Here is a 24,362-nt window from a genome sequence, read left to right as displayed (position 1 = left end):
AAAGAATGCTAACAGGTTATACAAAATGGCCAAAAGAATTTGCTGATCGTTATCGAGAGGAAGGGTGTTGGCTTGGGGAAACATTTGGCGTGATGTTAAGAGAGCGAGCTGAAAAATATGGCGATCAAATTGCAGTTGTAAGTGGTAATACGCATATTACGTATAGTGAGCTTGATAAAAAAGTAGATCGATTAGCTTCAGGTCTACTGAATTTAGGAATAAAGCAAGAGGATCGAGTTGTAATCCAGCTACCTAACGTTATTGAGTTTTTCGAAGTATGTTTTGCGCTATTTCGAATTGGGGCACTTCCTGTTTTTGCATTACCTTCACATCGAAGCAGTGAAATTAGTTATTTTTGTGAGTTTGGTGAGGCGAGTGCTTACGTTATTTCAGATAAAGCTCTCGGTTTTGATTATCGAAAACTAGCAAGAGAAGTGAAAGAGAAAGTGCCGACTTTACAACATGTAATTGTAGTGGGAGAAGAAGAAGAATTTGTGAACATAAGTGATTTATATATAGATCCCGTTCCATTACCAGACATTCAGCCAAGTGATGTTGCGTTTCTCCAATTATCAGGGGGGACAACAGGACTTTCTAAATTAATTCCTCGAACGCATGATGATTATATTTATAGTTTACGTGTTAGCGCTGAAATTTGTAATTTAAGTGCAAAGAGTGTCTATATGGCCGTTCTTCCAGTAGCACATAATTACCCGATGAGCTCTCCTGGAACATTTGGAACTTTCTATGCGGGTGGAAAAGTAGTGCTGGCAACTGGAGGTAGTCCAGATGAGGCATTTGCACTTATTGAAAAAGAAAAAGTTACGATTACTGCTCTCGTACCGCCATTAGCAATGATATGGCTTGATGCTGCATCTTCACGTAATAACGATTTATCGAGTCTAGAAGTGATTCAAGTAGGTGGTGCGAAATTTAGTGCTGAAGTTGCAAAACGTATACGCCCTACATTTGGATGTACATTACAGCAAGTATTCGGTATGGCGGAAGGATTAGTGAACTATACAAGATTAGATGATCCTGAAGAAATTATTATTCATACACAAGGTAGACCAATGTCTGCACTCGATGAAGTACGAGTTGTTGATGAAAATGACAACGATGTAAAACCGGGCGAAGTAGGTAGTTTATTAACAAGAGGGCCGTATACAATTCGTGGTTATTATAAAGCAGAAGAGCATAATGCACGATCGTTTACAAAGGATGGATTTTATCGTACAGGAGATCTTGTGAAAGTAAATGAACAAGGTTACATCATTGTAGAAGGAAGAGATAAAGATCAAATTAATCGTGGTGGTGAGAAAGTTGCCGCAGAAGAAGTTGAAAATCATCTATTAGCACATGATGCAGTACATGATGTAGCGATTGTATCTATGCCTGACGATTATTTAGGAGAACGTACTTGTGCATTTGTTATAGCTCGTGGACAAGCTCCGGCAGTAAGTGAATTAAAAATGTTTTTAAGAGAACGCGGTATAGCAGCTTATAAGATTCCAGATCGAATTGAATTTATTGAATCATTCCCGCAAACAGGCGTTGGAAAGGTAAGTAAAAAAGAATTACGTAAAGTCATTGCTGAAAAACTTATTACAGTAAAACAATAATAAAAACAGGAAGGAAGTGATTAGATGGCTATCCCATCTATTTCAGTATATAAAATGCCAATTGAATCAGAACTACCAAAAAATAAAGTGAATTGGACACCAGATCCGAAACGTGCAGTACTTTTAATTCATGACATGCAAGAATATTTTCTTGATGCATATAACGATAAAGAATCACCGAAAGTAGAACTTATTTCAAATATTAAAATGATAAGAGAAAAATGTAAGGAACTTGGTATACCAGTTGTTTATACAGCGCAACCTGGTGGGCAAACGTTAGAACAACGAGGTTTATTACAAGACTTTTGGGGTGACGGTATTCCTGCTGGACCAGATAAAAAGAAAATTGTTGATGAACTTACTCCTGATGAGGATGATATATTCCTAACAAAATGGAGATATAGTGCATTTAAAAAGACAAATCTATTAGAAATTTTACATGAACAAGGAAGAGATCAACTCATTATTTGCGGTATTTATGCGCATATTGGCTGCCTTTTAACAGCTTGTGAAGCATTTATGGATGGTATAGAGCCGTTCTTTGTAGCAGATGCAGTTGCTGATTTTTCACTAGAGCATCATAAACAAGCATTGGAGTATGCATCAAATAGATGTGCAGTAACGACATCAACAAGCCTACTGTTAAACGATTTACAAAGTGTCAAAGGTGATGAGAGTGAAGGGATCACTATACAGGAAGTGCATGAATTAGTTGCACAACTACTTCGTGAGCCAGTAGAGAGTATTGATATTGATGAGGACTTATTAAATAGAGGGCTTGATTCGGTCAGAATTATGAGTTTAGTAGAGAAGTGGCGTCGTGAAGGGAAAGAAATCACTTTTGCAGATTTAGCAGAACGTCCAACTGTTGCGGGTTGGTACAGTTTACTATCTTCACAAACAGCACAGGTGCTGTAACAAATAGACTACATAATAAAGGGGTAGTAAAGAATGCCTAACAGTCAAAAGATTCGTCATTCGTTATCATCTGCGCAGTCTGGCATGTGGTTTGCGCAACAATTAGATCCGCTTAATCCAATTTACAATACTGGGGAATATGTAGAAATAAACGGAAATATTCATCAAGAAATTTTCGAATTAGCTGTACGTAAAGTTGTAATGGAAGCTGAGGCACTTCATGTTCGTTTCGAAGAAGATGAAATTGGCCCATGGCAAGTTATTGAAGAATCACAGTTTCATATGCATTTTATTGACGTTCGTAAAGAAGAAAATCCTGAAGAGGCTGCTAAAGCATGGATGAAAAATGATTTATCTATGCCAGTCGATTTGAAAAAAGATACTTTATTTATTGAAGCGCTTATTCAAGTTGAAAATAATCGTTTCTTTTGGTATCAGCGCATCCATCACATTGTGATGGATGGCTATGGATTTTCACTTCTTAGCCAAAAGGTAGCGAATGAGTATACATCACTTATAGAAGAAACAAACAAGAATGAAAAGACATTTGGCTCTCTTGCAAAAGTTGTGCAAGAAGATATGGAGTATCGTGAGTCTAAACAATTTCAGGAAGATCGTGCTTTTTGGTTAGAAAAATTTGCGGATGAACCAGAAGTTGTAAGTTTGGCAGAACGAGCACCGAGAACATCAAATGGATTTTTACGCGAAACAGCTTGTTTATCTAGTTCTAGTACAAAAACTTTACTAGAAGATATCAATATTTCGTTAACAAGTTGGCCGGAATTCATTGTCGCTGTAACAAGTATTTATATGCATAAATTAACAGGTGAAAATGATATTGTTTTAGGTTTACCGATGATGGGGCGTCTAGGTTCTGCATCTATTCATACACCTAGTATGGTAATGAATTTAGTACCACTTCGTCTTACTGTAACTCCAAATATAACTCTCGTAGAATTATTACAGCAAGTTTCTAAAGAAATGCGAGATGTACGTCGCCATCATAAATACCGTCATGAGGAATTAAGAAGAGACTTTAAGTTATTAGGTGAAAATCAAAGATTATTTGGACCGTTAGTGAATGTTATGCCTTTTGATTACGGGCTTAACTTTGGTGGGAATCGTGGGATAACACATAATTTATCAGCGGGACCTGTCGATGATTTATCAATAAATGTATATAAACGTTTTGATCAAAATGAGCTAATGATTCATTTTGATGCGAATCCGGAAGTATATAATGGTGCGGAGCTAGCATTGCATAAAGAAAGATTTATGCAATTATTAGAATTAATGATAAATGCTTATCAAAAAGACGAGTCGATTGGAAAGATAAACATTACTCTTCCTGAAGAAAATCATAAAGTTTTATTGGAATGGAATGAAACGAAGGAAGACGATGAGTTAATCAGTCTACCTATATCATTTGAAAAACAAGTGCAAAAAAATCCCAATAAACTAGCGATTACTTGTGACGGTGTAAACTTTACGTATAAAGAGCTAAATGAACGAGCGAATGAACTAGCACATTATTTAGTAGAAGAAGGAATACGACCAAATCAGTTTGTAGCTTTAGTATTTCCAAGATCAACGGAAATGGTAGTTAGTATGCTAGCAGTTTTAAAGGCTGGTGCAGCGTATTTACCAATAGATCCAGAATATCCAGCTGAGCGAATAAATTATATAGTAAATGATGCAAAACCAATTTGTATCATAACACATTCATCTGTTTCATCTAAGTTAGTTATAAAAAATGATATAAAAAAAATTGTATTAGATGACGAAGAAACGAAACTAGCATTACTTACATATTCTCGTATGAATATAGCATGTAAGAATGATGTATCGCTTTTAAACTCAGCCTATACAATATATACTTCAGGCTCAACAGGAAACCCAAAAGGTGTAATTGTTCCTATGAGAGGTTTAAGTAACTTTTTAATGTTCATGCAACAAAAGTTTTTGTTACATGAACATGATCATTTATTAGCAGTTACAACATTTGCGTTTGATATTTCTACTCTAGAAATTTATTTACCTCTTATTAGTGGTGCAAGTTTAACAATTGCGCAAAAGGAAGACATACAAGAGCCTTCTGCATTAACGACACTTTTACATGAAGAAAGAGTGACCATTATGCAGGCTACACCGACGCTTTGGCAGGCGTTAGTAACTGATTATCCAGAGAAGCTACAAGGGCTAAACATACTTGTTGGTGGTGAAGCTCTTCCAGGGCATTTAGCAAATAAATTAAGAGAATTAGGCTGCTCAATAACTAATTTATATGGACCAACTGAAACGACGATTTGGTCTACCTTCATGAACATTGATGAAAGTGAAAATGGGATACCTCCTATCGGTAAGCCAATTTGCAATACAGAAGTGTATGTATTGGATGCAGGGTTACAACCAGTTCCACCTGAAGTTATTGGTGAATTATATATTGCAGGGGAAGGACTTGCAAGCGGATATTTAGGAAAACCAGAGTTAACAGCTGAACGGTTTGTTGCAAATCCTTATGGAAAACCAGGACAACGTATGTACCGTACAGGTGATCTAGTAAAATGGCGCAAAGATGGTGTTTTAGAGTACATGAACCGCGCAGATCATCAAATTAAAATTCGTGGTTTCCGAATTGAATTAGCTGAAATTGAAATGGTAATACAACGACATGAAAATGTTAAGCAAGCAGTGGTTATGGTACGAGAAGACCGCCCGAACGATAAACGAATCATTGCGTATATTGTTGCCGAAGAGAAGGAAACGATTAATCTTTCAGAACTTCGTTTTTATGTTTCAGAAAGTTTAGCGAATTATATGGTACCATCAGCATTTGTGTTGCTAGAAGAATTACCATTAACACCAAACGGAAAGATCGATAGAAAGAAATTACCTGCGCCAGATTTTAATGGAACAAATAATGAGAGAGTTGCTAGAAATCCGAAAGAAGAAATATTATGTGATTTATTTGCAGAAGTACTTGGAGTTTCTCGCATTAGCATTGATGATAATTTCTTTGAAATGGGTGGACATTCGCTTCTTGCATCTCGTTTAATGGCAAGAATTCGTGAAACGTTAAGTGCTGAATTAGGAATTGGAAAACTATTTGAATCGCCAACTGTTGCTGAACTAGCGAAGCAATTGGATCAAGCGAAAACTGCAAGACCAGCGATTAAGAAAGTAAGAAGACCAAATGAAGTTCCACTTTCATTTGCACAACGTAGGTTATGGTTCTTGAATTGTTTAGAAGGTCCAAGCCCTACTTATAATATTCCGTTAGTTATACGTTTGTCTGGAAAGTTGAACGAGGAAGCATTGCAAGGTGCCTTTAATGATGTAGTCGAGAAACATGAAACACTTAGAACAATTTTCCCTAACGTATTAGGTAGTTCCTACCAGGAAATTTTAGATATGGAAAATTTAAATCTAGAAATGATTAAAACAAAAACATGTAAAGGTGAATTAGAGAGTGCACTTGCGGAAGCGGTAAGATATAGCTTTAGCCTCGATGTTGAACCAGCAGTTCGTTTGCAACTTTTTACAGTGAGTGAAAACGAACATGTAATACTAATTCTATTACACCATATTGTAGGGGATGGCTGGTCATTACAACCGTTAACTAGAGATTTTACAGCGGCGTATAAAGCGCGATGTCAAGGTAACAAAGTACAGCTAGAGACACTTCCGGTTCAATACGCAGATTATGCACTTTGGCAACAACAATTGTTAGGGGATGAAACTACACAAGAAAGTCTCATTTCAACACAATTAGATTTTTGGAAGAAAGAGTTAAAGGGATTACCAGATCAATTGGAGTTGCCTACAGATTATCAGCGTCCAATGGAAACGAGTTACAGAGGAGAAACCATTCATTTTCATATAGATGCAGGTATGCATAGTAGGTTAGTAGAGCTCGCACGGAAAAACGGAGTTAGTTTGTTTATGGTATTGCAAGCAGGACTAAGTGCGCTATTTACAAGATTAGGTGCAGGTACTGATATACCAATCGGTAGTCCGATTGCTGGAAGAAATGATGATGCACTCTCTGACATAGTCGGTTTATTTGTAAATACGTTAGTGTTACGTACAAATACATCAGGAGATCCAAGTTTTAAAGAATTATTGAATAGAGTGAAGCAGGCAAATCTTGCAGCTTATGAAAATCAAGATGTTCCATTTGAACGACTCGTTGAAGTGTTAAACCCGGTGCGTACTCGAAATAGTCATCCGCTATTTCAAGTTATGTTAGCTTTCCAAAATACGCCAGAAGCAATCTTTGATGTCCCGGATATAGAAGCGAGCCTTGAAATTCAAAGTGTTGGCTCTGCGAAGTTTGATCTAACATTTGAAATTAGTGAGAGTAACGGGGGTGAAGGTACTCCGAACGGTTTACATGGATTACTAGAGTTTAGTACCGATTTATATAAACGTGAAACGGTTCAAAAACTAATAGAACGATTCATTTTGTTATTAGATGATGCAGTGATAAATCCGGATCAATCCATTGGCAGATTAGAAATATTAACTTTAGCAGAGAAAAATACAGTGTTAGAAAAGTGGAATGGTGGTTTTCAAATTGCACCAGAAATGACATTATCACAATTATTTGAAAAGCAAGTTCATATAAATCCAAATTCTATTGCTGTCGTCTTTGAAGATGAAAAGTTAACTTATGAAGAGTTAAATAAAAAAGCGAATAAACTAGCTCGTTTGTTAATAGCAAAAGGAATTGGTCCTGATCAACTCGTTGCTTTAGCGATGCCAAGATCATTAAACATGGTTGTAAGCTTATTAGCTGTTCTTAAAGCTGGTGCTGGATACCTTCCGTTAGATCCAGATTACCCAGCAGACCGTATTTCATTTATGCTGCACGATGCGAAACCATCATGTGTTTTAACGAATTCAGAAGTGGAAATTGAATGTAATGAGGCACTAAAAGTTTTAGTTGATAATGTAAAAGTAATAGAAGAAATTGAGAAACATAGTGAAGACAATATTGATGAAATGGAGCGCGTGAAGCCATTAACTCCATCACATATTGCTTACGTTATTTATACATCAGGTTCAACAGGTAGACCGAAAGGCGTTATGATACCTCATCAAAATGTAGTAAGACTTTTAGGAGCAACTGATCATTGGTTTCAGTTTGACGGAAACGATGTGTGGACGATGTTCCATTCATACGCTTTTGATTTCTCGGTTTGGGAAATTTGGGGGCCTTTATTATATGGAGGTCGTCTAGTCGTAGTACCACATACTGTAAGTCGCTCACCGAAAGAATTTTTACAACTTCTTGTGAAAGAAAAGGTAACTGTTTTAAACCAAACTCCATCAGCGTTCTATCAATTGATGCAAGCAGATCGTGAAAATGAAGAAATTGGCCAAAAATTATCTTTACGATATGTTGTTTTTGGAGGTGAAGCACTTGAGCTAAGTCGATTAGAAGATTGGTATAGTCGACATCCTCATAACGCACCGAAGCTTATTAATATGTACGGTATTACTGAGACGACAGTACATGTTAGTTATATTGAGTTAGATGAAACAATCGTTTCTTTACGAGCAAACAGTTTAATTGGGTGCAGTATACCTGACCTTAAAGTATACGTATTAGATCATTATTTACAACCAGTGCCACCTGGAGTAGTTGGAGAAATGTATGTTGCAGGTGCAGGGCTTGCTCGTGGATATTTAGGAAGGGCAGGTTTAACTGCAGAACGTTTTATTGCAGATCCATTTGGCAAGCCAGGTACAAGAATGTATCGTACTGGAGACTTAGCACGTTGGCGTCAAGATGGGACGCTAGATTATATAGGACGTGCAGATCATCAAATAAAAATTCGTGGATTCCGAATTGAATTAGGAGAAATAGAAGCGGTCATAATGAAACACCCTACAGTTGAGCAAGTAGCAGTTATTGTACGGGAAGATCAACCAGGGGATAAACGATTAGTTTCTTATATCGTCGCATCAAATAATGAAGCGATTGATACGAATGAAATGCGTCTGTTTGCTAGTGGTAGTCTACCAGATTACATGGTTCCATATGCTTTTGTAGTAGTAAATGAGTTGCCTTTAACTCCAAACGGTAAATTAGATAGAAAGGCATTGCCAGCTCCAGAATTTATCGCATCATCTTCTAGTCGTGGACCAAGAACACCGCAAGAAGAAATGCTATGTGACTTGTTTACAGAAGTGCTAAGTGTGCCTCAAATTGGAATTGATGACGGATTCTTTGATCTTGGTGGCCATTCACTCCTTGCAGTGCAGCTTATGAGTCGCATGAAAGAAGCACTTGGGGTCGAATTAAATATCGGAACTTTATTTGCAGCACCTACTGTTGCAGGCCTTGCTGAAAGACTCGAAGTGGGAAATGGACAAAGTGCACTCGATGTGTTGCTTCCGTTACGAGCAAGCGGGGACCAATTGCCACTATTTTGTGTACACCCGGCTGGTGGATTAAGTTGGTGCTATGCAGGACTTATGAAATCTTTAGGAACAGATTATCCAATCTATGGTGTACAAGCACGAGGTATCGCTAAAAATGAAGAACTTCCCAAAAGTTTAGAGGAAATGGCAGCGGATTATTTAAAACACGTTCGTGAAGTACAGCCTCACGGACCATATCGTTTACTCGGTTGGTCGCTCGGAGGAAATGTTGTGCATGCAATGGCAGCACAACTACAAAATGAAGGGGAAGAAGTAGAATTACTCGTTATGCTAGATTCTTATCCTGGTCACTTTCTACCGAATACGGAAGCGCCTACTGAAGAAGAAGCGTTAATCGCACTACTGGCTCTAGGTGGATATGATCCAGACAACATGGATGGCAAACCACTTACGATGGAAAGTGCGATTGAAATACTTCGTAAAGATGGAAGTGCATTAGCAAGTCTTGAAACAGAGACCATTTTAAATTTGAAAGAAACATATGTAAATTCGGTAGGATTGTTAGGGGGATACGTACCGGAAGTTTATAACGGAGATATTTTATTCTTTAGATCTACTGTAATACCGGACTGGTTTGATCCTATCTCTCCAAATACGTGGTTAAATTATTTAGACGGACAAATTGTGCAACATGATATTGATTGTAGACATAAAGATTTATGTCAACCAGGGCCACTTACAGAAATTGGACAAGTATTAGCGCAATATTTGCAGAATAAGAAAGGGGTAAGTACAGTATGACGAATCCGTTTGAAAATGATAATTACACATATAAAGTATTAAAAAATGAGGAGGGCCAGTATTCTCTCTGGCCTGTCTTTCTTGATGTACCTATTGGGTGGAATGTCGTACATGAAGAAGCTAGCAGGCACGATTGCTTACAATATGTTGAGAATAACTGGAAAGATTTGGATCCGAAAAGTAATCAAGCTGGCGAAAAAATAGTAGTAGGAAAACGATAATGAAGGAAAAAATAAATCCAAAAGTAGTGGTAAGTATCGTATATATAACAGCGATGTTTATGGCTGCTATGGATGCAACAATTGTGAACGTAGCACTACAAACGATAAGTAAAGAATTACAAGTAGCTTCATCTGCAATGGGGACGGTTAATGTTGGGTATTTAGTTAGTTTAGCTGTTTTCCTTCCGATTTCTGGTTGGCTAGGAGATCGATTCGGTACGAAAAGAGTATTTTTAATTGCTCTTTTCGTATTTACAATTGCCTCTGCTTTATGCGGAATGGCTAACGATATTACTTTATTGAATATTTTCCGTATCATTCAAGGTGCTGGTGGAGGGCTTTTAACACCGGTCGGAATGGCGATGTTATTTCGAACATTTTCACCAGAGGAAAGACCGAAGATTTCCCGGTTCATTGTACTTCCAATTGCTGTAGCACCAGCAATTGGTCCTATCATTGGTGGTTTCTTTGTAGATCAAATGTCTTGGCGTTGGGCATTTTATATTAATCTACCGTTTGGAATCGTTGCATTGCTATTTGGACTTCTATTTTTAGCAGAGCATGTTGAAAAATCAGCTGGTCGATTTGATTCTCTCGGCTTTATTTTATCAGCACCAGGGTTTGCGATGCTAATCTATGCGCTCAGTCAAGGACCATCAAGAGGCTGGATTTCTACAGAGGTTATAAGTACTGGAATAGCTGGGATTGTATTTATTACACTGTTTATCATTGTAGAACTTAAAGTAAAGCAACCGATGTTAGATTTCCGCTTATTAAAAGAACCAGTCTTTAGAAAGATGAGCCTTATATCATTATTTTCATCAGCTGGTTTACTAGGAATGTTATTTGTTTTTCCGCTTATGTACCAAAATGTAATAGGGGTATCCGCACTGGAATCAGGTCTTACTACATTCCCAGAGGCAATTGGATTAATGATATCGTCACAGATTGTACCATGGTCATATAAGAAATTAGGTGCTCGTAAGGTAATTTCTATCGGGTTAATTTGTACGGCGATTATCTTTGTTTTATTAAGCTTTGTAAATCACGATACGAATCCTTGGCAAATACGGGCATTATTGTTTGGCGTAGGTATTTTCTTAGGTCAGTCAGTTGGAGCAGTTCAATTTTCTGCATTTAACAATATAACGCCACCTTCTATGGGAAGAGCAACTACTATATTTAATGTGCAAAATCGATTAGGTTCAGCGATAGGAGTCGCTGTTTTAGCTAGTATACTAGCTGGTTTTGGAAATAACAGTGCACAACATAATGCTCATTCAGATTTCTTGCCATATCAAGCGGCATTAATTGGATCAGCAATATTTTTACTCGTAGCATTACTATTTTCTTTACGTATTTCTGATAAAGAGGTAATGTCAAAAAAGAAGAAAAAACAGTTACCTGTATTACAAAAAGAGAAAGAAATTGTAAATGAATAAGTTTGATAATGGTCTTTTGAAATAAAATGATATTGGTATTTAGAAGGAGAGAGTTTACATGATAGAAAGTAAAGTTGTAGATTCAATACCGATTTTGAATGAGAATGATTGTCAAATATGGTGGGGAAGGATTTCGGATTTACAATCATGGCATTACAATTTACTAAATGATGTTGAACGAGAAAAAGCAAATTCATATCATCATTCGGCAGATCGTGCCCGTTTTATAATAGGCTGTGTAATTAGTAGATTAGTTCTAGGTAAAATGCTTTCTATGTCGCCAGTTCAAGTTCCAATTAATCGAATGTGCCCAGTATGTAAGCTACAACATGGTAGACCACAATTACCAGAGGGTATGCCGCAGTTATCGGTTTCACATTCGGGTGAGTGGGTTGTTGTTGCATTTACAAAGTCTGCACCTGTAGGCGTTGATGTTGAACAAATGAATCCAAATGTTGATGTTATGAAAATGGCAGAAGGCGTATTAACCGACATTGAAATAGCGCAAGTTATGAAATTAACTTATGAACAGAAAATAGAAGGTTTTTTAACATATTGGACTAGAAAGGAAGCTGTGCTCAAAGCGACAGGTGAAGGTCTAATGATTCCACCAGTGGATATTACTATATCAGCTCCAAATGATTCTCCAAACTTGTTGGTTTTTAAGGATAGACAAGAGTTAGTAGAAAATACAGTGATGAGAGATTTAAGGCCCAGTGTAGATTATATGGCTTCAATTGCAATATTTAGTAAAGAAGTCACCGAAATCATACAGCTGGATGCAGTAGCGTTTTTAAATTATAAATAAGTTTAATAAAATATTTTATAGAAGAGGTGTTCCTCATGCTAGTAGCGGAAAATAGAACAAATGAATTCACTTATCATGTACAAGCAATTAAAAATATTTTATTTTCTGGAGATACATCATCTATTCATGCTTTAGAAAAGTTATTGAATAATACAGTTCAGTTTGATGTTCTAGAACAAGAGGTGCTTGATAGACAGTATATCCCGAAAGAAGCAAAGAGTTTCTTTGATAAAAACGGAACATTTCTTTACCGTGTATCCAATATTAGTTATAAAGGAAAAGTATTATCTGAAAATCTCATTTTTGCGGATACCTCGTTTTTACCAAATACAATAAAGAGGGAGTTAGAGAGTGGAAACATTCCAGTTGAAAAACTTATAGAAAAGATGGAAGTAAGAAGGAACGTATTATATGAAGGATATCAGCCTTCTGGGAATATTATTGAATTGTTCGATGGATGCTCTGTTACAGCGAATGTGTATCCAACTAGAAAATATCAAATTGTAAGTAACTGTAAATGTATATTTTATATTTGTGAAGTATATCATGCTGAGAATATAAAAGAATTACTTAAATAAACAAGAAACCAGCCTATAAAATGGCTGGTTTCTTGTTTATTTGACAGCTTCTTTTAACTCTTTACCTGCTTTAAATGCAGGAACTTTACCAGCGGCGATTTGAATTTCTTCGCCAGTTTGTGGATTACGTCCTGTACGAGCAGATCTTTCACGCACTTCAAAAGTTCCAAAGCCGATTAATTGAACTTTATCACCAGATTGTAATGCAGTAGCAATTGTGTCAAATACAGATTGTACAGCTGCAGAAGCATCTTTTTGAGAAATATCAGCTGATTGTGCAACATTTTTAATTAATTCTGTTTTGTTCATGTTTTCACCTCATAAAAAAATTTTTTGGAATGAATGATTTAGTATAATAGATAGTAAAGATAAAGCTATTTATATTGTTAGAAAGAATGCTATATAGTTATGTTAATTTCGTTGCAAGAAACTGAATCCCTGCTAACAATTAGGGATTAATTAAGAATTGATGAATAGAAAACGCTGTAATATGAGGATGAGGGGGAGTATACGGATGATTTTTCGTGAAAAGGATGAGAAAGAAAGTATATTAATTCGTCAACATGATCATGGTTTTTTAGCTGGAGAGATTGCAAAGCATATAAAAGAAGATTTTTTTGAAGATGATACATATTTAAAAGAGACAATTGATGCAATATATGAGCATGATAGAGGATGGATAGAACTTGATAAAGTACCAATTTTGAATGATGCTAAAAATATCCCATATACATTTATGGATTGTCCAAGTTCATTACGCTTTGTCTTTTATACGATTGGTTTGAATGAAATTGAAGATTCCAATCCATACGGAGCATTACTTTGTAGTAAGCATTTTTTATCATTTCCATTAAATGAGGAAGATGAAGAGATGATGTCATTTTATACAGGGGAATTGGAACGACAAAAAAGAATATTGACAACGCTAACAAAAGAACAATTTGCGATGTTCGATAAACATTATAGATTATTAAAGTTTTGCGATGAACTTTCTTTGTATGTCTGTATGAATAAACCTGGTGTAGAAAAGGAAGAGGAAATTGATTTGTTTAAAGATGGTTTTGAAGGAACAGAAATGTTTAATAGTAAGGAGGAGAAACCTATACAAGCTGAATGGGTGGACAAGGAAACAATTCGGATTACACCGTTTCCATTTCAAACGGAATTTCATACGTATGTAAAATATAAAACTATAAATAAACAAGAAATTGAAGAAAAAGGAATTGCAAAAGCTGATAGAGAATCAGAAATAAAGAAACAAACTATTCGTTTCATACAATAAGGAGGCGATTTCGATTGAAAGAGTACATGTTAAAACAAGTGGATTACCATGCTTGGGCTAATCTACGATTATTCAATCGACTAAAAGAATTACCAAACTATGATACTATTTTTACTGAACAGATGCAGAGTGTATTTCCATCAATCAAGGATACGTTTGCCCATATTTATATTACAGATCAAGTGTGGTTACACATATTGCATGGTAAAAGTATGAATGAAGCAATACAAGGCCGAGAAGAATTACGAAAACAAATGGAAAACAAATCGTTACATGAATTAGAAAAAATGTTTGAAAACATGGCAAATCAATATAAAGACTTTTTAAGTACAATACAAGATGTGAATGCTGTATTTGTTATCGAGAATCCATATGTAGGAAAATTAGAAACTTCAATTTTAGAGTTAGTACAACATGTTGTAAATCATGGTACATATCATAGAGGAAATATAACAGCGATGATCCGTCAACTTGGTCATTCGTCGACAATGATGGATTTTGTTCTGTATTTACATATGGTTAAAAAGCAGGGAGAGTAATATAGTTTATAAGAAGGAGAGGGAGAGGCTTTAGTTGTGGAAGTCTCTCCTTCTATTTTAGTAGATCAACTGATTAAAGTTTTACTTTATTTCTTAAGAAGCTTTATTTTCTTGTAATTGCTTCGCATATTGTACAGCCTTATATGCATTGACTCTACCGTTTTTCCAGTACGTACCTGTACCACTAATTTTATCAGAAGTTGACTCAATAATTTGGCGAATTTGTGTATTGCTATATCCTTGATTTGCTAAAAGAGCAGCAACTCCTGCGACATGAGGTGTTGCCATAGATGTACCACTTAATGATTGATACGTGCTTCCTTTATAAGTGGAATATATATTTGATCCTGGAGCTGCAACATCTACCCAGCTACCATAAGTAGAGAATGAAGATTTCTTATCTGATTGATCTGTAGAAGCGACTGAAATAACTTCGTTGTAATAAGCAGGGTAATTAGCTTTTGTGTTTCCAGCATTTCCAGCAGCTGCAACAATAACAGAGCCTTTATTCCAAGCATATTGTACAGCTTGTTGTAATGCAGTACCACCATTTGGAGCACCTAAACTTAAACTAATTACTTTTGCACCTGAATCTGCAGCTTCTCTAATACCTTGGGCAACAGCGTCAAGAGTACCACTTCCTTGGCTGTCTAATACACGAACAGCATAAATCGATGCTTGTGGTGCAACACCAGCTATTCCGACGCCATTATTCGTAAGTGCCCCAGTAATTCCTGCACAGTGTGTACCGTGTCCATTGCCATCATCAGAGATATTGTCATTATCAACATAATCATGTCCGTAAATAACTTTAGAAGCTAAATCGGGATGTGATCCTTGAACTCCTGTATCAATAATAGCCACTTTTACACCAGAATCGCTTCTTTGACTATCCCAAGCTTGCGGGGCTTGAATTTTTTGTAATCCGTATTGATTATTAAAATAAGGATCGTTCGGAGTCCAAAATGCATGAACATAATAGTTAGGCTCCGCATATTCTACATCTGGATTATTTTTATAACTTTTTATTTTTTCTTTTACAGTACCTTTTGAAAATTGAACGACTTCAAAACCTAACTTATCATCTTTAGATAAGACATTAGCTCCGACAGATTTATGAAAAGATTGCACATTACTTAAAGATGCATTTTGCTTGAACTTAACGATTAATTGGTTAGGAACGTAATCAGTAGATGATGTTTCAGCGCTTGAAGTACTTGTGTTAAAGAAGAAACCACCAATAATAAATGATAAAACAGATAGGAAAACAATGATTTTGTTTTTCAAAAGATTTTTCCTCCCTTTTCTTGGATGAGTTTTTCAGCGACACTTTAATGTCGCATTCCTTTTCAACTATATAGTTAGACCATACGATTTATGACATTTATGTGAAAAACTTTTGGAGGAATAAAAAGGAGTAAACATTGATATAAATATATTTTTAATGATAGTAATAAAGTAAAAGAGGGGATGAAAAAAGGAATACTCATCATGTATGAGTCATTCCTTTTTCCATAGATTAACTTGCCTGTTTTTTATTATTTTCTTTCAATTTCTCTGCTTGTAAAAAGCGATTCGTTTCAGCAACAACAATACCACTTAACCCAATAAGACCAATTAAGTTTGGAATCGCCATAAGTCCATTTGCAATATCCGCAAATGTCCATACGATGCCTAATTTTAAATTCGCACCAATAGCAATCATGACAATAAAGATTGCTTTATAATATTTAACAGCACTTTCTCCAAATAAATAAGCCACGCATTTCTCACCGTAATACGACCAGCCTAAAATAGTAGAGTAGGCGAATAAAATAATTGCGATACCAAGAATCATACTACCAGCAGTACCGAATACAGATTGGAACGCAAGTGTTGTAGCTTCAACCCCAGTTTTACCAGACTTCCATGCGCCTGTAGTAATTAATACTAGCCCTGTAATTGTACATACAATAAACGTATCTAGAAAAGTACCAGTCATTGAAACTAAAGCTTGCTTTGCAGGGGAATCTGTTTTTGCCGCAGCCGCGGCAATAGGGGCACTCCCTAACCCAGCTTCGTTCGCAAATACGCCGCGCGCCATTCCAATTTGAATAGCTGATGCAACTGTTGCACCGATAAAACCACCAGCAGCTGCAGTACCATTAAACGCACCAGAAAAAATAAGTGAAAATGCTTCAGGAATTTGATCGTAGTGATAGAAAATAATGATAAGACCAGCAATGATATAAAAGAAAGCTTTAATAGGAACTACATATCCTGTTACTTTCCCGATTTTTTTTACACCTCCTAAAATAACGATAGCGATTAAAAATGACATTACTATACCAGTTAAAGCAGGAGGGAAAGAGAAATTAATTCGCATTGCCTCTGCAACTGAATTAGATTGCACCATATTCCCGATACCGAAAGAAGCAGTTGTACCGAATATAGCGAATAAAACTGCAAGCCATTTCTTACCTAAACCACGTTCTAAATAGTACATAGGCCCACCTGAATATTCGCCATTTTCATTACTAACACGGTATTTCACTGCAAGAATTGCTTCGGCATATTTTGTTGCCATACCGAACAAAGCAGTAATCCACATCCAAAAGATTGCACCGGGTCCACCGATCGTCACAGCAGTTGCAACACCAGCTATATTTCCCATACCAATCGTTGCCGCCATAGCTGTCATAAGTGCTTGGAAGTGGCTAATATCTCCAGAGGAAGATGTATCTTCTGATTTTTTAAAAGCTAGTTTGTGAGCGTATAATAGTTTACTAAACTGTAAACCTTTTAAACGCACTGTGAGAATGATACCAGTACCAACGAGTAACAACAACGTTGGTAGTCCCCACACATAGTGATTGATTTGTTCTAATACTTTACTTACTGTCTCCATCTTTATTCTCCTTTTTTAGAAAAAATAAAAACCACTTCAAGTAAATGAAATGGTCTCTGGAGAAACAAGGGATAGAAAAATAAACCGATACAAATCGGCATTTTCTTTCGCTTGTCTCTGTCCTTTTACCTGAGAGATTATCCGCTATAGTAGCGGATTTGCTCCTTCGGTGCTCGTTTTCCTCTACGCTATAAAGCGAGAGGGAGTCTCTCCAGAGATTCGTCCCCATGCAGTTCTACTTGTAAACAAGACCTGAGAGTTTCAAAGTCGGTTAACAACTTTTTGCCCCGTCGGTAGATCAATAGACCTTCTCCTGAATGGTTCATCCGAATTATACAATTTATAAAAACATTGATTGTAAATCAATAAAAATATTATAGACAGACAAAATGTGAATTGCAATCTTTTTTTATTGTAAAATAGTAAACAGACTTATTGTTTTGCAAGTGCTAATTTCTCTTCAACTTCAGTTAAAGTAGATAAAGCGATGACAATATGTTGATCCGCAAGTCCTAAAGCATGTTTCGTATTTTCAATTATTGCACTGTTTAGAGTAGAGTTAGTGGCCCCGTCTATAATTAAATCTGCCGCGTTTTTCATAAATTTAGAAGCAGCCTTAAATTCAGTTGTAAAATAAACTAGTTGTTCTTGTATTTGTACTTCCGATATATTTTCTTTAATTTTCAATGTGTCTATTTCATTCATAATGTTTTCATATTGTTTGGAAACAGCATTCATTGTAACTAATAGTTTATTTCGATCTACTGAATCTCCATTCGTGTTAATCTCTTCCCAGGCAGGCAACCAATCTTTTTCGATGATGTCATTATAATTAGTAGTTAATTCATCGATTTTAGGTTGTAATTTAGTTTTAAAAATTTTTGTATCCACTGTTTCTACAGTTGCTTTTTTGTTGTTATTTTTCACATTAGTAACGTAGAAAATCGTACCGAAAATGATGAAAATAGAAATAACAACTGTCCATTTAGTAAAAAGAAATTTCTGCAATATGTAACGCCTCCAAAATTAAAAACTTATAATTATAATATATAACAATAATGTTTTTTGGAGTAGAGAAAATAGGAGTTTTAGTGAAAATGAATAGAAGAAAACTAGTTTCAAATATTTTAATGACTGTATTATTAGTTGGTTTAATTGCATTCATATTTATGAATAAAGAATATAAAATTAAAGATTTTCCAGTGCTAATGTCAGCAATTCATATTAACTATGATAATGAAGAGGATTATAAATATATGAGTGTAATGCCTATTACAATGGCAAGTGGAGGGGGAAACTGAGGGGAAGACGGGGATACTGATAGTTTTAAAAAAGCGGAAAGAAAGATAAAAGAAATTACATACCCAGGAGAAATTACGTATTATATATTTGAAAAATAATTGATAATAAAAGAGTTAGGAAGTGAATGATATTGTAGGATTGTTTACTTTCTATCTCTTTTAATTTTTTATTCTGAATTATTTAACTTATAATTATTATGTGAATAGAATAAAATACTATTTAGTATGGAGATGAGATGATAATTTGCCAAGTATAAAAAAGATAGGTCGTTTTTGTCCTATTGATGATGAAGGATATATTATAAATGATGCACATATTGAAAAAGTTCAACCTATATTTATGGAGGTAATACAAGAAATAAAAAATACTTGTTGTGAATTGCTACAGGATGATTTACACAGTGTTTATATAAGAGGCTCAATTCCAAGGGGGATTGGAATTGAAGGAATTGCCGATATAGATGTGATTATAGTAGTGCGAAAGGATCCTAAATTAATAGACTTAAGCTGGCGAAAGAAACTAGAAGTTCAAAGTTTGCAAAAGTTTAATTGTATAACAGGAGTGGAATTGAGTTTTTACAGTGAAAAAGAAGTGATAAATTCCAAGAGTTTTTCTTTTATAAGCTTTATGATACAGACACATGGAGTATGTATATTTGGTGAAGATGTAACATTGTCTTTACCTAAATATAAAGTAAGTGAGGAGTTAGCCTATGAACACCTTATTCAATTGCGGAAACAAATTGGACAAGCACGCGAAGAATTAATTCATAATAAAGGCGTGGAAGATATAGCGGATTGTTGTCGTTGGATTATGAAGATAATAATCAGGTCAGGTCTAGCATTGACAATTGAGAGAGAAGGACTTTACTCCAGAGACTTATATCCTGCCTATGAATTATTTAGTAAGCATTTTCCCGAACAAGAAAAAAATATGGGAAAGGCATTACAATATGTAATTGAACCGATAAATGATATAAATGAAATTTTATTATTTTTAAGTACGTTTGGTGAATGGCTGATAGAAAGAGCGGATGCTTTTTTGAATACTATAGATAACTAGAAGGATATAATTATGTTATGTAAACAAACAGACGATCTAAATGTTCGTGATTTTGCAGACTATTATGGGATTCCGAAAGACGTGGCAACAGGAAGTTCAAATGGATGTTTAACAGCGTATCTTTTAAAGTATCGTTGTTTGGAACATAAAAGATAAATATGCGTGTTGAACAAGGATACGAGATGAAATGGTCCTCTTTAATACATATAAGAGCTGAAGAAAAAGAGTGTAAAAATAATGTTCGTTTAGGGGAAAAGTAGAAAGTATTGCAGATGGGAAATGGAATGTAAGATAAGGGGGAATTAGAAATGTTACTAAAAACAATCTACTGTAAAGTGGAAGAAGAGAAAAAAGAGTTATTTTCAATGGCACAAGAAAAATGGCGTGATATACAGCATTTAGATGGATTTCATGGACAATTTGGTGGATGGAATGAAAATGAGGCGTGTGTATTTACTTTATGGGAAGATAGAAGTGCATATCAATCATTTATGAATGGTGCCCACGATACAATTTATTTAAATAGTAATCAAGAGGATACGTTCCTTTCATGTGAAATTGAATTATTTCAAACTTTGTATGATATAACTGATACACCTCTGAAAGACGTTGTTACAGAAGGATCATTCGTAAGAGTTGCTATATGTAATGTTAAAGTGGAAAAAGAACAGTATTTTTTACATAAACAAGAAACAATTTGGAATAAAGGAATGGAAAAAGCGAGAGGGATGTTAGGTGGAGTAGTGGCGAAGTCTTTAAAAAATAAAAACCGTTACATAGTGTTAACGTATTGGAAAGATGAAATAGCTCACCAACATTATGTGGAAGAGATTTTCCCCGAGTTGTATAAACTAGCTAATATTCATGAAGATATAGAAGATATAAGAGGTAAAAAAGCTGTATGTAAGGAAGAATGGCTTGTATATTAAGAACGGAAAAAGTGCATAAATGAATGTATAATAAAGATAATTTCTTATAAATGAGAAATTAATAGAAGACGTTATATACCCTTTCATGTTAATATATTTAAGTTATAATAGCAGGCTTACCCTTTTGTATTGTACGGTAGAAGCAGTGTGAGCTAGAATTTTTTTAGAAAAGGAAGTGCCTAATTTGCGTATCAATAAATTTATTAGTGAAGCTGGAAAAGCGTCTCGACGCGGAGCAGATAAATTAATTAATGAGAGAAGAGTAATTATTAACGGTAAGGTTGCAAAAATTGGTGACCAAGTGAATCCAGGTGATGATGTACGCGTAAATGGAGAGCAACTTCGTATCGCGCGAGATCACGTATATATCGCTTTAAATAAACCAGTAGGTATTACATGTACGAGTGAAAAATCTGTAAAAGGTAATATTATCGATTTAGTGAATCACCCTTTACGAATTAGCCACATTGGACGTCTTGATAAAGACTCAGACGGTTTAATTTTGTTAACGAATGATGGCGATATCGTTAATGAAATTTTACGTGCTGAAAATAAACATGAAAAAGAATATATCGTTTCAGTAGATAAGCCAATTACACCTGATTTTCTAGAGAAAATGGCAGCTGGTGTGAAAATTTTAGGAACGAAAACGCTTCCTTGCGAGATCACACAGTTATCAAAATATGAGTTCAAAATTATTTTAACACAAGGACTAAATCGCCAAATTCGTCGTATGTGTGAAGCTTTAGGTTATCAAGTATATACGTTAAAACGTACGAGAATTATGAATATTGAATTGAACAATTTACCAGTTGGACAGTGGAGAGATTTAACGAAGAAAGAGAAACGCCGTCTATTTGCAGACTTAAATTACGAACCACAAGATTGGTAAAATGGAGAAGAAGAAACCAAAAATAGATTTTGGGTTTCTTTTTTTATTTAATAAAAAATCTTTTTTAACACTTGCAAAAATAAAATGAATAAGATATAGTAAATAACAATTAATGGATGTAATTATAAAAGCAAAGAAAAGGACACGAGTTATTTTCCCCGGTTATACAGAGAAGGAAGGAAAGCTGAGAACTTCCTAACGCAGAAAAATAACTTACCACCTTAGAGCTGCACTGGGGAAAGTAAGTATCTAGTGCCGTGTAAGCGACGTTATCGCAAAAGAAGCCATTATGTTTTTTGTAATGGGAATCTGGGTGGAACCACGAATATAAGCATATTCGTCCCTAATTTTTAGGGATGAATATGCTTTTTTGCATTCAATTTTATAATAAGCGAAGAAAAGGACACGAGTTATTTTCCCCGGTTATACAGAGAAGGAAGGAAAGCTGAGAACTTCCTAACGCAGAAAAATAACTTACCACCTTAGAGCTGCACTGGGGAAATAAAGTAACTAGTGCCGTGTAAACGACGTTACCGTAAAAGAAGCCATTGCATGTTTGTGATGGGAATCTGGGTGGAACCACGGGTATAAGCACGCTCGTCCCTATTTTAGGGATGAGTGTGCTTTTTATTATGAAATGGAGAGATGAAAAATGAAAGAACAAATGATTGAAATTAAATTTCCAGATGGTAGCGTGAAAGAATTTGTAAAAGGAATTACTTTAGAAGAAATTGCGGGATCCATTAGCAGTAGCTTAAAAAAGAAAGCAGTCGCAGGGAAAGTAAATGATGGGTTATATGATTTACGCCGTAATATTGAAGAAAATGCGGAAGTAGAAATCGTTACTATAGATTCAAATGAAGGTGTAGAAATTGCAAGACACTCTGCGGCACATATTTTAGCGCAAGCTATAAAAAGAATTTATGGTAATGTAAACCTTGGTGTAGGACCGGTTATTGAAAATGGATTTTATTATGATATGGACCTTCCAAGTAGTGTAAACGTAGAAGATTTACGGGAAATTGAAAAAGAAATGAAAAAGATCATAAATGAAAATATAAAGATAGAACGAGTTGAGGTTTCTCGAGAAGAAGCAGCTAAACTGTTTCAAGAAATGAACGATCGCTTGAAATTAGAACTTTTAGAAGCAATTCCTAGTGAGGAAAGTGTAACACTATATAAACAAGGTGAATTTGTAGATTTATGTAGAGGGCCACATTTACCATCTACAGGTTATTTGAAAGCATTTCAATTAACTCACGTTTCAGGTGCATATTGGCGAGGTGATAGTAACAATCAAGTGCTTCAGCGTATATATGGTGTTGCGTTCTCTTCTCAAAAAGAATTAGAAGAGTATTTACATTTCGTTGAAGAAGCAGCAAAAAGAAATCATCGTAAATTAGGTAGTGAGCTTGAATTATTTATGTTTTCTGAAGAGGCTCCGGGAATGCCGTTTTATTTACCGAAAGGCCAGATTATTCGAAATGAATTAGAAGCTTTTTTAAGAGAAATTCAAAAAGAGTACAATTATCAAGAAGTACGTACTCCGTTTATGATGAACCAAGAAGTATGGGAGAGATCAGGGCACTGGGGACATTACAAGGACAACATGTATTTCTCAGAAGTAGATAATAAGAGCTTTGCATTAAAGCCAATGAACTGCCCAGGTCATATGTTAATGTTCAAAAATAAATTACACTCTTATCGCGAATTGCCAATCCGTATGTGTGAGTTCGGCCAAGTGCATCGACATGAATTTAGCGGTGCATTAAATGGACTATTAAGAGTTCGTACTTTTTGCCAAGATGATGCACATTTATTTGTAACTCCAGAACAAATTGAAGATGAAATCAAATCTGTAATGGCGCAAATCGATTATGTATATAAAACTTTTGGATTTGAATATGAAGTAGAACTTTCTACTCGTCCAGAAGATTCAATGGGTGATGATAAGTTGTGGGAACAAGCAGAAGCGGCGTTAGCAAATGTATTACATTCATTGAATTATAAATATAGACTAAATGAAGGTGACGGTGCATTTTACGGACCGAAAATTGACTTCCATATTAAAGATGCTTTAAATAGAAGTCATCAGTGCGGAACAATCCAGCTAGATTTCCAAATGCCCGAAAAGTTTGACTTAAATTATATAGATGAGAAGAATGAAAAGAGAAGACCAGTTGTCATTCATAGGGCAGTATTAGGATCTTTAGACCGATTTTTAGCAATATTAATTGAGCACTTTGGTGGTGCATTCCCGGCATGGGTGGCACCAGTTCAAGTGAAAGTCATTCCAGTTTCGAATGCAGTCCATGTACAATACGCAGATGAGATTGCGGATAAATTAGCACAAGCTGGTGTTCGTGTCGAACGAGATGTACGAGATGAAAAATTAGGATATAAAATTAGAGAAGCACAAATGCAAAAAGTTCCTTATGTTCTTGTTATTGGGGATAAGGAAATGGAAAACGGAGCTGTAAATGTACGTAAATATGGGGAAGAAAAGTCGGAAGTAATTGAACTAAATGGGTTTGTGGAAAGTATAAAAGAGGAAATAAAAAATAAGAAATAAGAAATAAGAAATAGAGATTCATAATAAAATACACCATTAACATGTATTACTGGATTTAAAGTAATGAAAGAACCATAATAAATGATGAAGGGATAGCGATTAAGCTATCCCTTCATC

18 protein-coding genes, 1 pseudogene, 1 riboswitch and 2 other annotated features are annotated in these 24,362 nt (G+C 35.4%); of the genes and pseudogenes, 15 read left to right on the top strand and 4 right to left on the bottom strand.

The window, feature by feature from the left end; all coding sequences use genetic code 11:
- The first annotated feature begins 5 nt into the window (after nt 1–5).
- Genes MR079_RS04705 through MR079_RS04675 form a run of 7 tightly spaced genes read left to right on the top strand, consistent with a single transcriptional unit; the run spans nt 6 to nt 12,780 of the window.
- Entirely contained in the window at nt 6–1,622 is a 1,617-nt protein-coding gene (locus MR079_RS04705; protein ID WP_242293633.1) for a (2,3-dihydroxybenzoyl)adenylate synthase, read from the top strand.
- 24 nt (nt 1,623–1,646) lie between these two features.
- Entirely contained in the window at nt 1,647–2,540 is an 894-nt protein-coding gene (locus MR079_RS04700; RefSeq protein ID WP_242293632.1) for an isochorismatase family protein, read from the top strand.
- Between the two features lie 33 nt (nt 2,541–2,573).
- Nucleotides 2,574–9,731 (top strand): amino acid adenylation domain-containing protein, encoded by a 7,158-nt coding sequence (locus MR079_RS04695; RefSeq protein ID WP_242293631.1) that lies wholly within the window; start codon nt 2,574–2,576, stop codon nt 9,729–9,731.
- Complete coding sequence (locus MR079_RS04690) at nt 9,728–9,952, top strand: MbtH family protein (protein ID WP_242293630.1); 225 nt, start codon at nt 9,728–9,730, stop codon at nt 9,950–9,952. The genes MR079_RS04695 and MR079_RS04690 overlap by 4 nt, the downstream gene beginning before the upstream one ends.
- On the top strand, nt 9,952–11,394 hold the full coding sequence (locus tag MR079_RS04685) for an MDR family MFS transporter (protein WP_242293629.1): 1,443 nt from the start codon (nt 9,952–9,954) through the stop codon (nt 11,392–11,394). The genes MR079_RS04690 and MR079_RS04685 overlap by 1 nt, the downstream gene beginning before the upstream one ends.
- Before the next feature lie 58 nt (nt 11,395–11,452).
- Nucleotides 11,453–12,202, top strand: a complete 750-nt coding sequence (gene sfp, locus MR079_RS04680) for a 4'-phosphopantetheinyl transferase Sfp (RefSeq protein WP_139867219.1) — start codon at nt 11,453–11,455, stop codon at nt 12,200–12,202.
- Between the two features lie 35 nt (nt 12,203–12,237).
- Nucleotides 12,238–12,780, top strand: coding sequence for a cold-shock protein (locus MR079_RS04675; protein ID WP_139867217.1), 543 nt, complete (start codon nt 12,238–12,240; stop codon nt 12,778–12,780).
- A 36-nt stretch (nt 12,781–12,816) separates the two neighbouring features.
- Here the strand turns inward: MR079_RS04675 and MR079_RS04670 are convergent, their stop codons facing one another.
- Nucleotides 12,817–13,089 carry an HU family DNA-binding protein gene (locus tag MR079_RS04670; protein ID WP_001043907.1) on the bottom strand — a complete coding sequence of 91 codons (273 nt, stop codon included), beginning with the start codon at nt 13,087–13,089 and terminating at the stop codon, nt 12,817–12,819.
- Between the two features lie 205 nt (nt 13,090–13,294).
- On the opposite strand from MR079_RS04670, the gene MR079_RS04665 reads away from it, so the two are divergent.
- Entirely contained in the window at nt 13,295–14,062 is a 768-nt protein-coding gene (locus MR079_RS04665) for a DUF3891 family protein (protein WP_242293628.1), read from the top strand.
- A gap of 14 nt (nt 14,063–14,076) precedes the next feature.
- Entirely contained in the window at nt 14,077–14,601 is a 525-nt protein-coding gene (locus MR079_RS04660; protein WP_000666444.1) for a DinB family protein, read from the top strand.
- A gap of 93 nt (nt 14,602–14,694) precedes the next feature.
- On the opposite strand, the gene MR079_RS04655 is transcribed toward MR079_RS04660, so the two are convergent.
- The 3 genes from MR079_RS04655 to MR079_RS04645 all read right to left on the bottom strand — a co-directional run bounded on the left by MR079_RS04655 (nt 14,695) and on the right by MR079_RS04645 (nt 18,496).
- Entirely contained in the window at nt 14,695–15,888 is a 1,194-nt protein-coding gene (locus MR079_RS04655; RefSeq protein WP_242293627.1) for a S8 family peptidase, read from the bottom strand.
- A 232-nt stretch (nt 15,889–16,120) separates the two neighbouring features.
- Nucleotides 16,121–17,488 carry an alanine/glycine:cation symporter family protein gene (locus MR079_RS04650; RefSeq protein WP_000451019.1) on the bottom strand — a complete coding sequence of 456 codons (1,368 nt, stop codon included), beginning with the start codon at nt 17,486–17,488 and terminating at the stop codon, nt 16,121–16,123.
- 107 nt (nt 17,489–17,595) lie between these two features.
- Nucleotides 17,596–17,713: riboswitch (glycine riboswitch) on the bottom strand.
- A gap of 207 nt (nt 17,714–17,920) precedes the next feature.
- The gene (locus MR079_RS04645) at nt 17,921–18,496 is read right to left on the bottom strand and encodes a hypothetical protein (protein WP_242293626.1); all 576 of its coding nucleotides are present in this window, start codon (nt 18,494–18,496) and stop codon (nt 17,921–17,923) included.
- Between the two features lie 50 nt (nt 18,497–18,546).
- On the opposite strand from MR079_RS04645, the pseudogene MR079_RS04640 reads away from it, so the two are divergent.
- From MR079_RS04640 to thrS, 6 genes and pseudogenes are all read left to right on the top strand, one after another.
- Nucleotides 18,547–18,888: pseudogene (locus tag MR079_RS04640) on the top strand (hypothetical protein).
- 145 nt (nt 18,889–19,033) lie between these two features.
- Complete coding sequence (locus MR079_RS04635) at nt 19,034–19,852, top strand: nucleotidyltransferase family protein (RefSeq protein WP_139867207.1); 819 nt, start codon at nt 19,034–19,036, stop codon at nt 19,850–19,852.
- 12 nt (nt 19,853–19,864) lie between these two features.
- Entirely contained in the window at nt 19,865–20,008 is a 144-nt protein-coding gene (locus MR079_RS04630; RefSeq protein ID WP_205689056.1) for a PhzF family phenazine biosynthesis protein, read from the top strand.
- Between the two features lie 152 nt (nt 20,009–20,160).
- A complete protein-coding gene (locus tag MR079_RS04625; protein WP_139867205.1) occupies nt 20,161–20,781 on the top strand; it encodes a YdbC family protein in 621 nt (206 codons plus the stop codon).
- A gap of 184 nt (nt 20,782–20,965) precedes the next feature.
- Entirely contained in the window at nt 20,966–21,673 is a 708-nt protein-coding gene (gene rluF, locus MR079_RS04620) for a 23S rRNA pseudouridine(2604) synthase RluF (protein ID WP_001222167.1), read from the top strand.
- A gap of 124 nt (nt 21,674–21,797) precedes the next feature.
- Nucleotides 21,798–22,021, top strand: a binding site (T-box leader).
- A 37-nt stretch (nt 22,022–22,058) separates the two neighbouring features.
- Nucleotides 22,059–22,281, top strand: a binding site (T-box leader).
- A gap of 44 nt (nt 22,282–22,325) precedes the next feature.
- Nucleotides 22,326–24,245 (top strand): threonine--tRNA ligase, encoded by a 1,920-nt coding sequence (gene thrS, locus MR079_RS04615; RefSeq protein ID WP_000663068.1) that lies wholly within the window; start codon nt 22,326–22,328, stop codon nt 24,243–24,245.
- Nucleotides 24,246–24,362 lie beyond the last annotated feature (117 nt).

This window comes from Bacillus cereus group sp. BfR-BA-01381 (assembly GCF_022663555.1).
Lineage (GTDB): Bacteria > Bacillota > Bacilli > Bacillales > Bacillaceae_G > Bacillus_A > Bacillus_A pacificus.
The sequence above is the reverse complement of the archived record's forward strand: the minus strand, read 5'-3'. Positions and strand labels throughout refer to the sequence as shown.

Coding starts and splice junctions, on each gene's coding strand:
- MR079_RS04625 (WP_139867205.1), top strand. CDS start 20,161: ATGTTACTAAAAACAATCTACTGTAAAGTGGAAGAAGAGAAAAAAGAG.
- thrS (WP_000663068.1), top strand. CDS start 22,326: ATGAAAGAACAAATGATTGAAATTAAATTTCCAGATGGTAGCGTGAAA.
- MR079_RS04705 (WP_242293633.1), top strand. CDS start 6: ATGCTAACAGGTTATACAAAATGGCCAAAAGAATTTGCTGATCGTTAT.
- MR079_RS04695 (WP_242293631.1), top strand. CDS start 2,574: ATGCCTAACAGTCAAAAGATTCGTCATTCGTTATCATCTGCGCAGTCT.
- MR079_RS04685 (WP_242293629.1), top strand. CDS start 9,952: ATGAAGGAAAAAATAAATCCAAAAGTAGTGGTAAGTATCGTATATATA.
- MR079_RS04675 (WP_139867217.1), top strand. CDS start 12,238: ATGCTAGTAGCGGAAAATAGAACAAATGAATTCACTTATCATGTACAA.
- MR079_RS04630 (WP_205689056.1), top strand. CDS start 19,865: ATGTTATGTAAACAAACAGACGATCTAAATGTTCGTGATTTTGCAGAC.
- MR079_RS04700 (WP_242293632.1), top strand. CDS start 1,647: ATGGCTATCCCATCTATTTCAGTATATAAAATGCCAATTGAATCAGAA.
- MR079_RS04690 (WP_242293630.1), top strand. CDS start 9,728: ATGACGAATCCGTTTGAAAATGATAATTACACATATAAAGTATTAAAA.
- MR079_RS04665 (WP_242293628.1), top strand. CDS start 13,295: ATGATTTTTCGTGAAAAGGATGAGAAAGAAAGTATATTAATTCGTCAA.
- MR079_RS04650 (WP_000451019.1), bottom strand. CDS start 17,488: ATGGAGACAGTAAGTAAAGTATTAGAACAAATCAATCACTATGTGTGG.
- sfp (WP_139867219.1), top strand. CDS start 11,453: ATGATAGAAAGTAAAGTTGTAGATTCAATACCGATTTTGAATGAGAAT.
- MR079_RS04670 (WP_001043907.1), bottom strand. CDS start 13,089: ATGAACAAAACAGAATTAATTAAAAATGTTGCACAATCAGCTGATATT.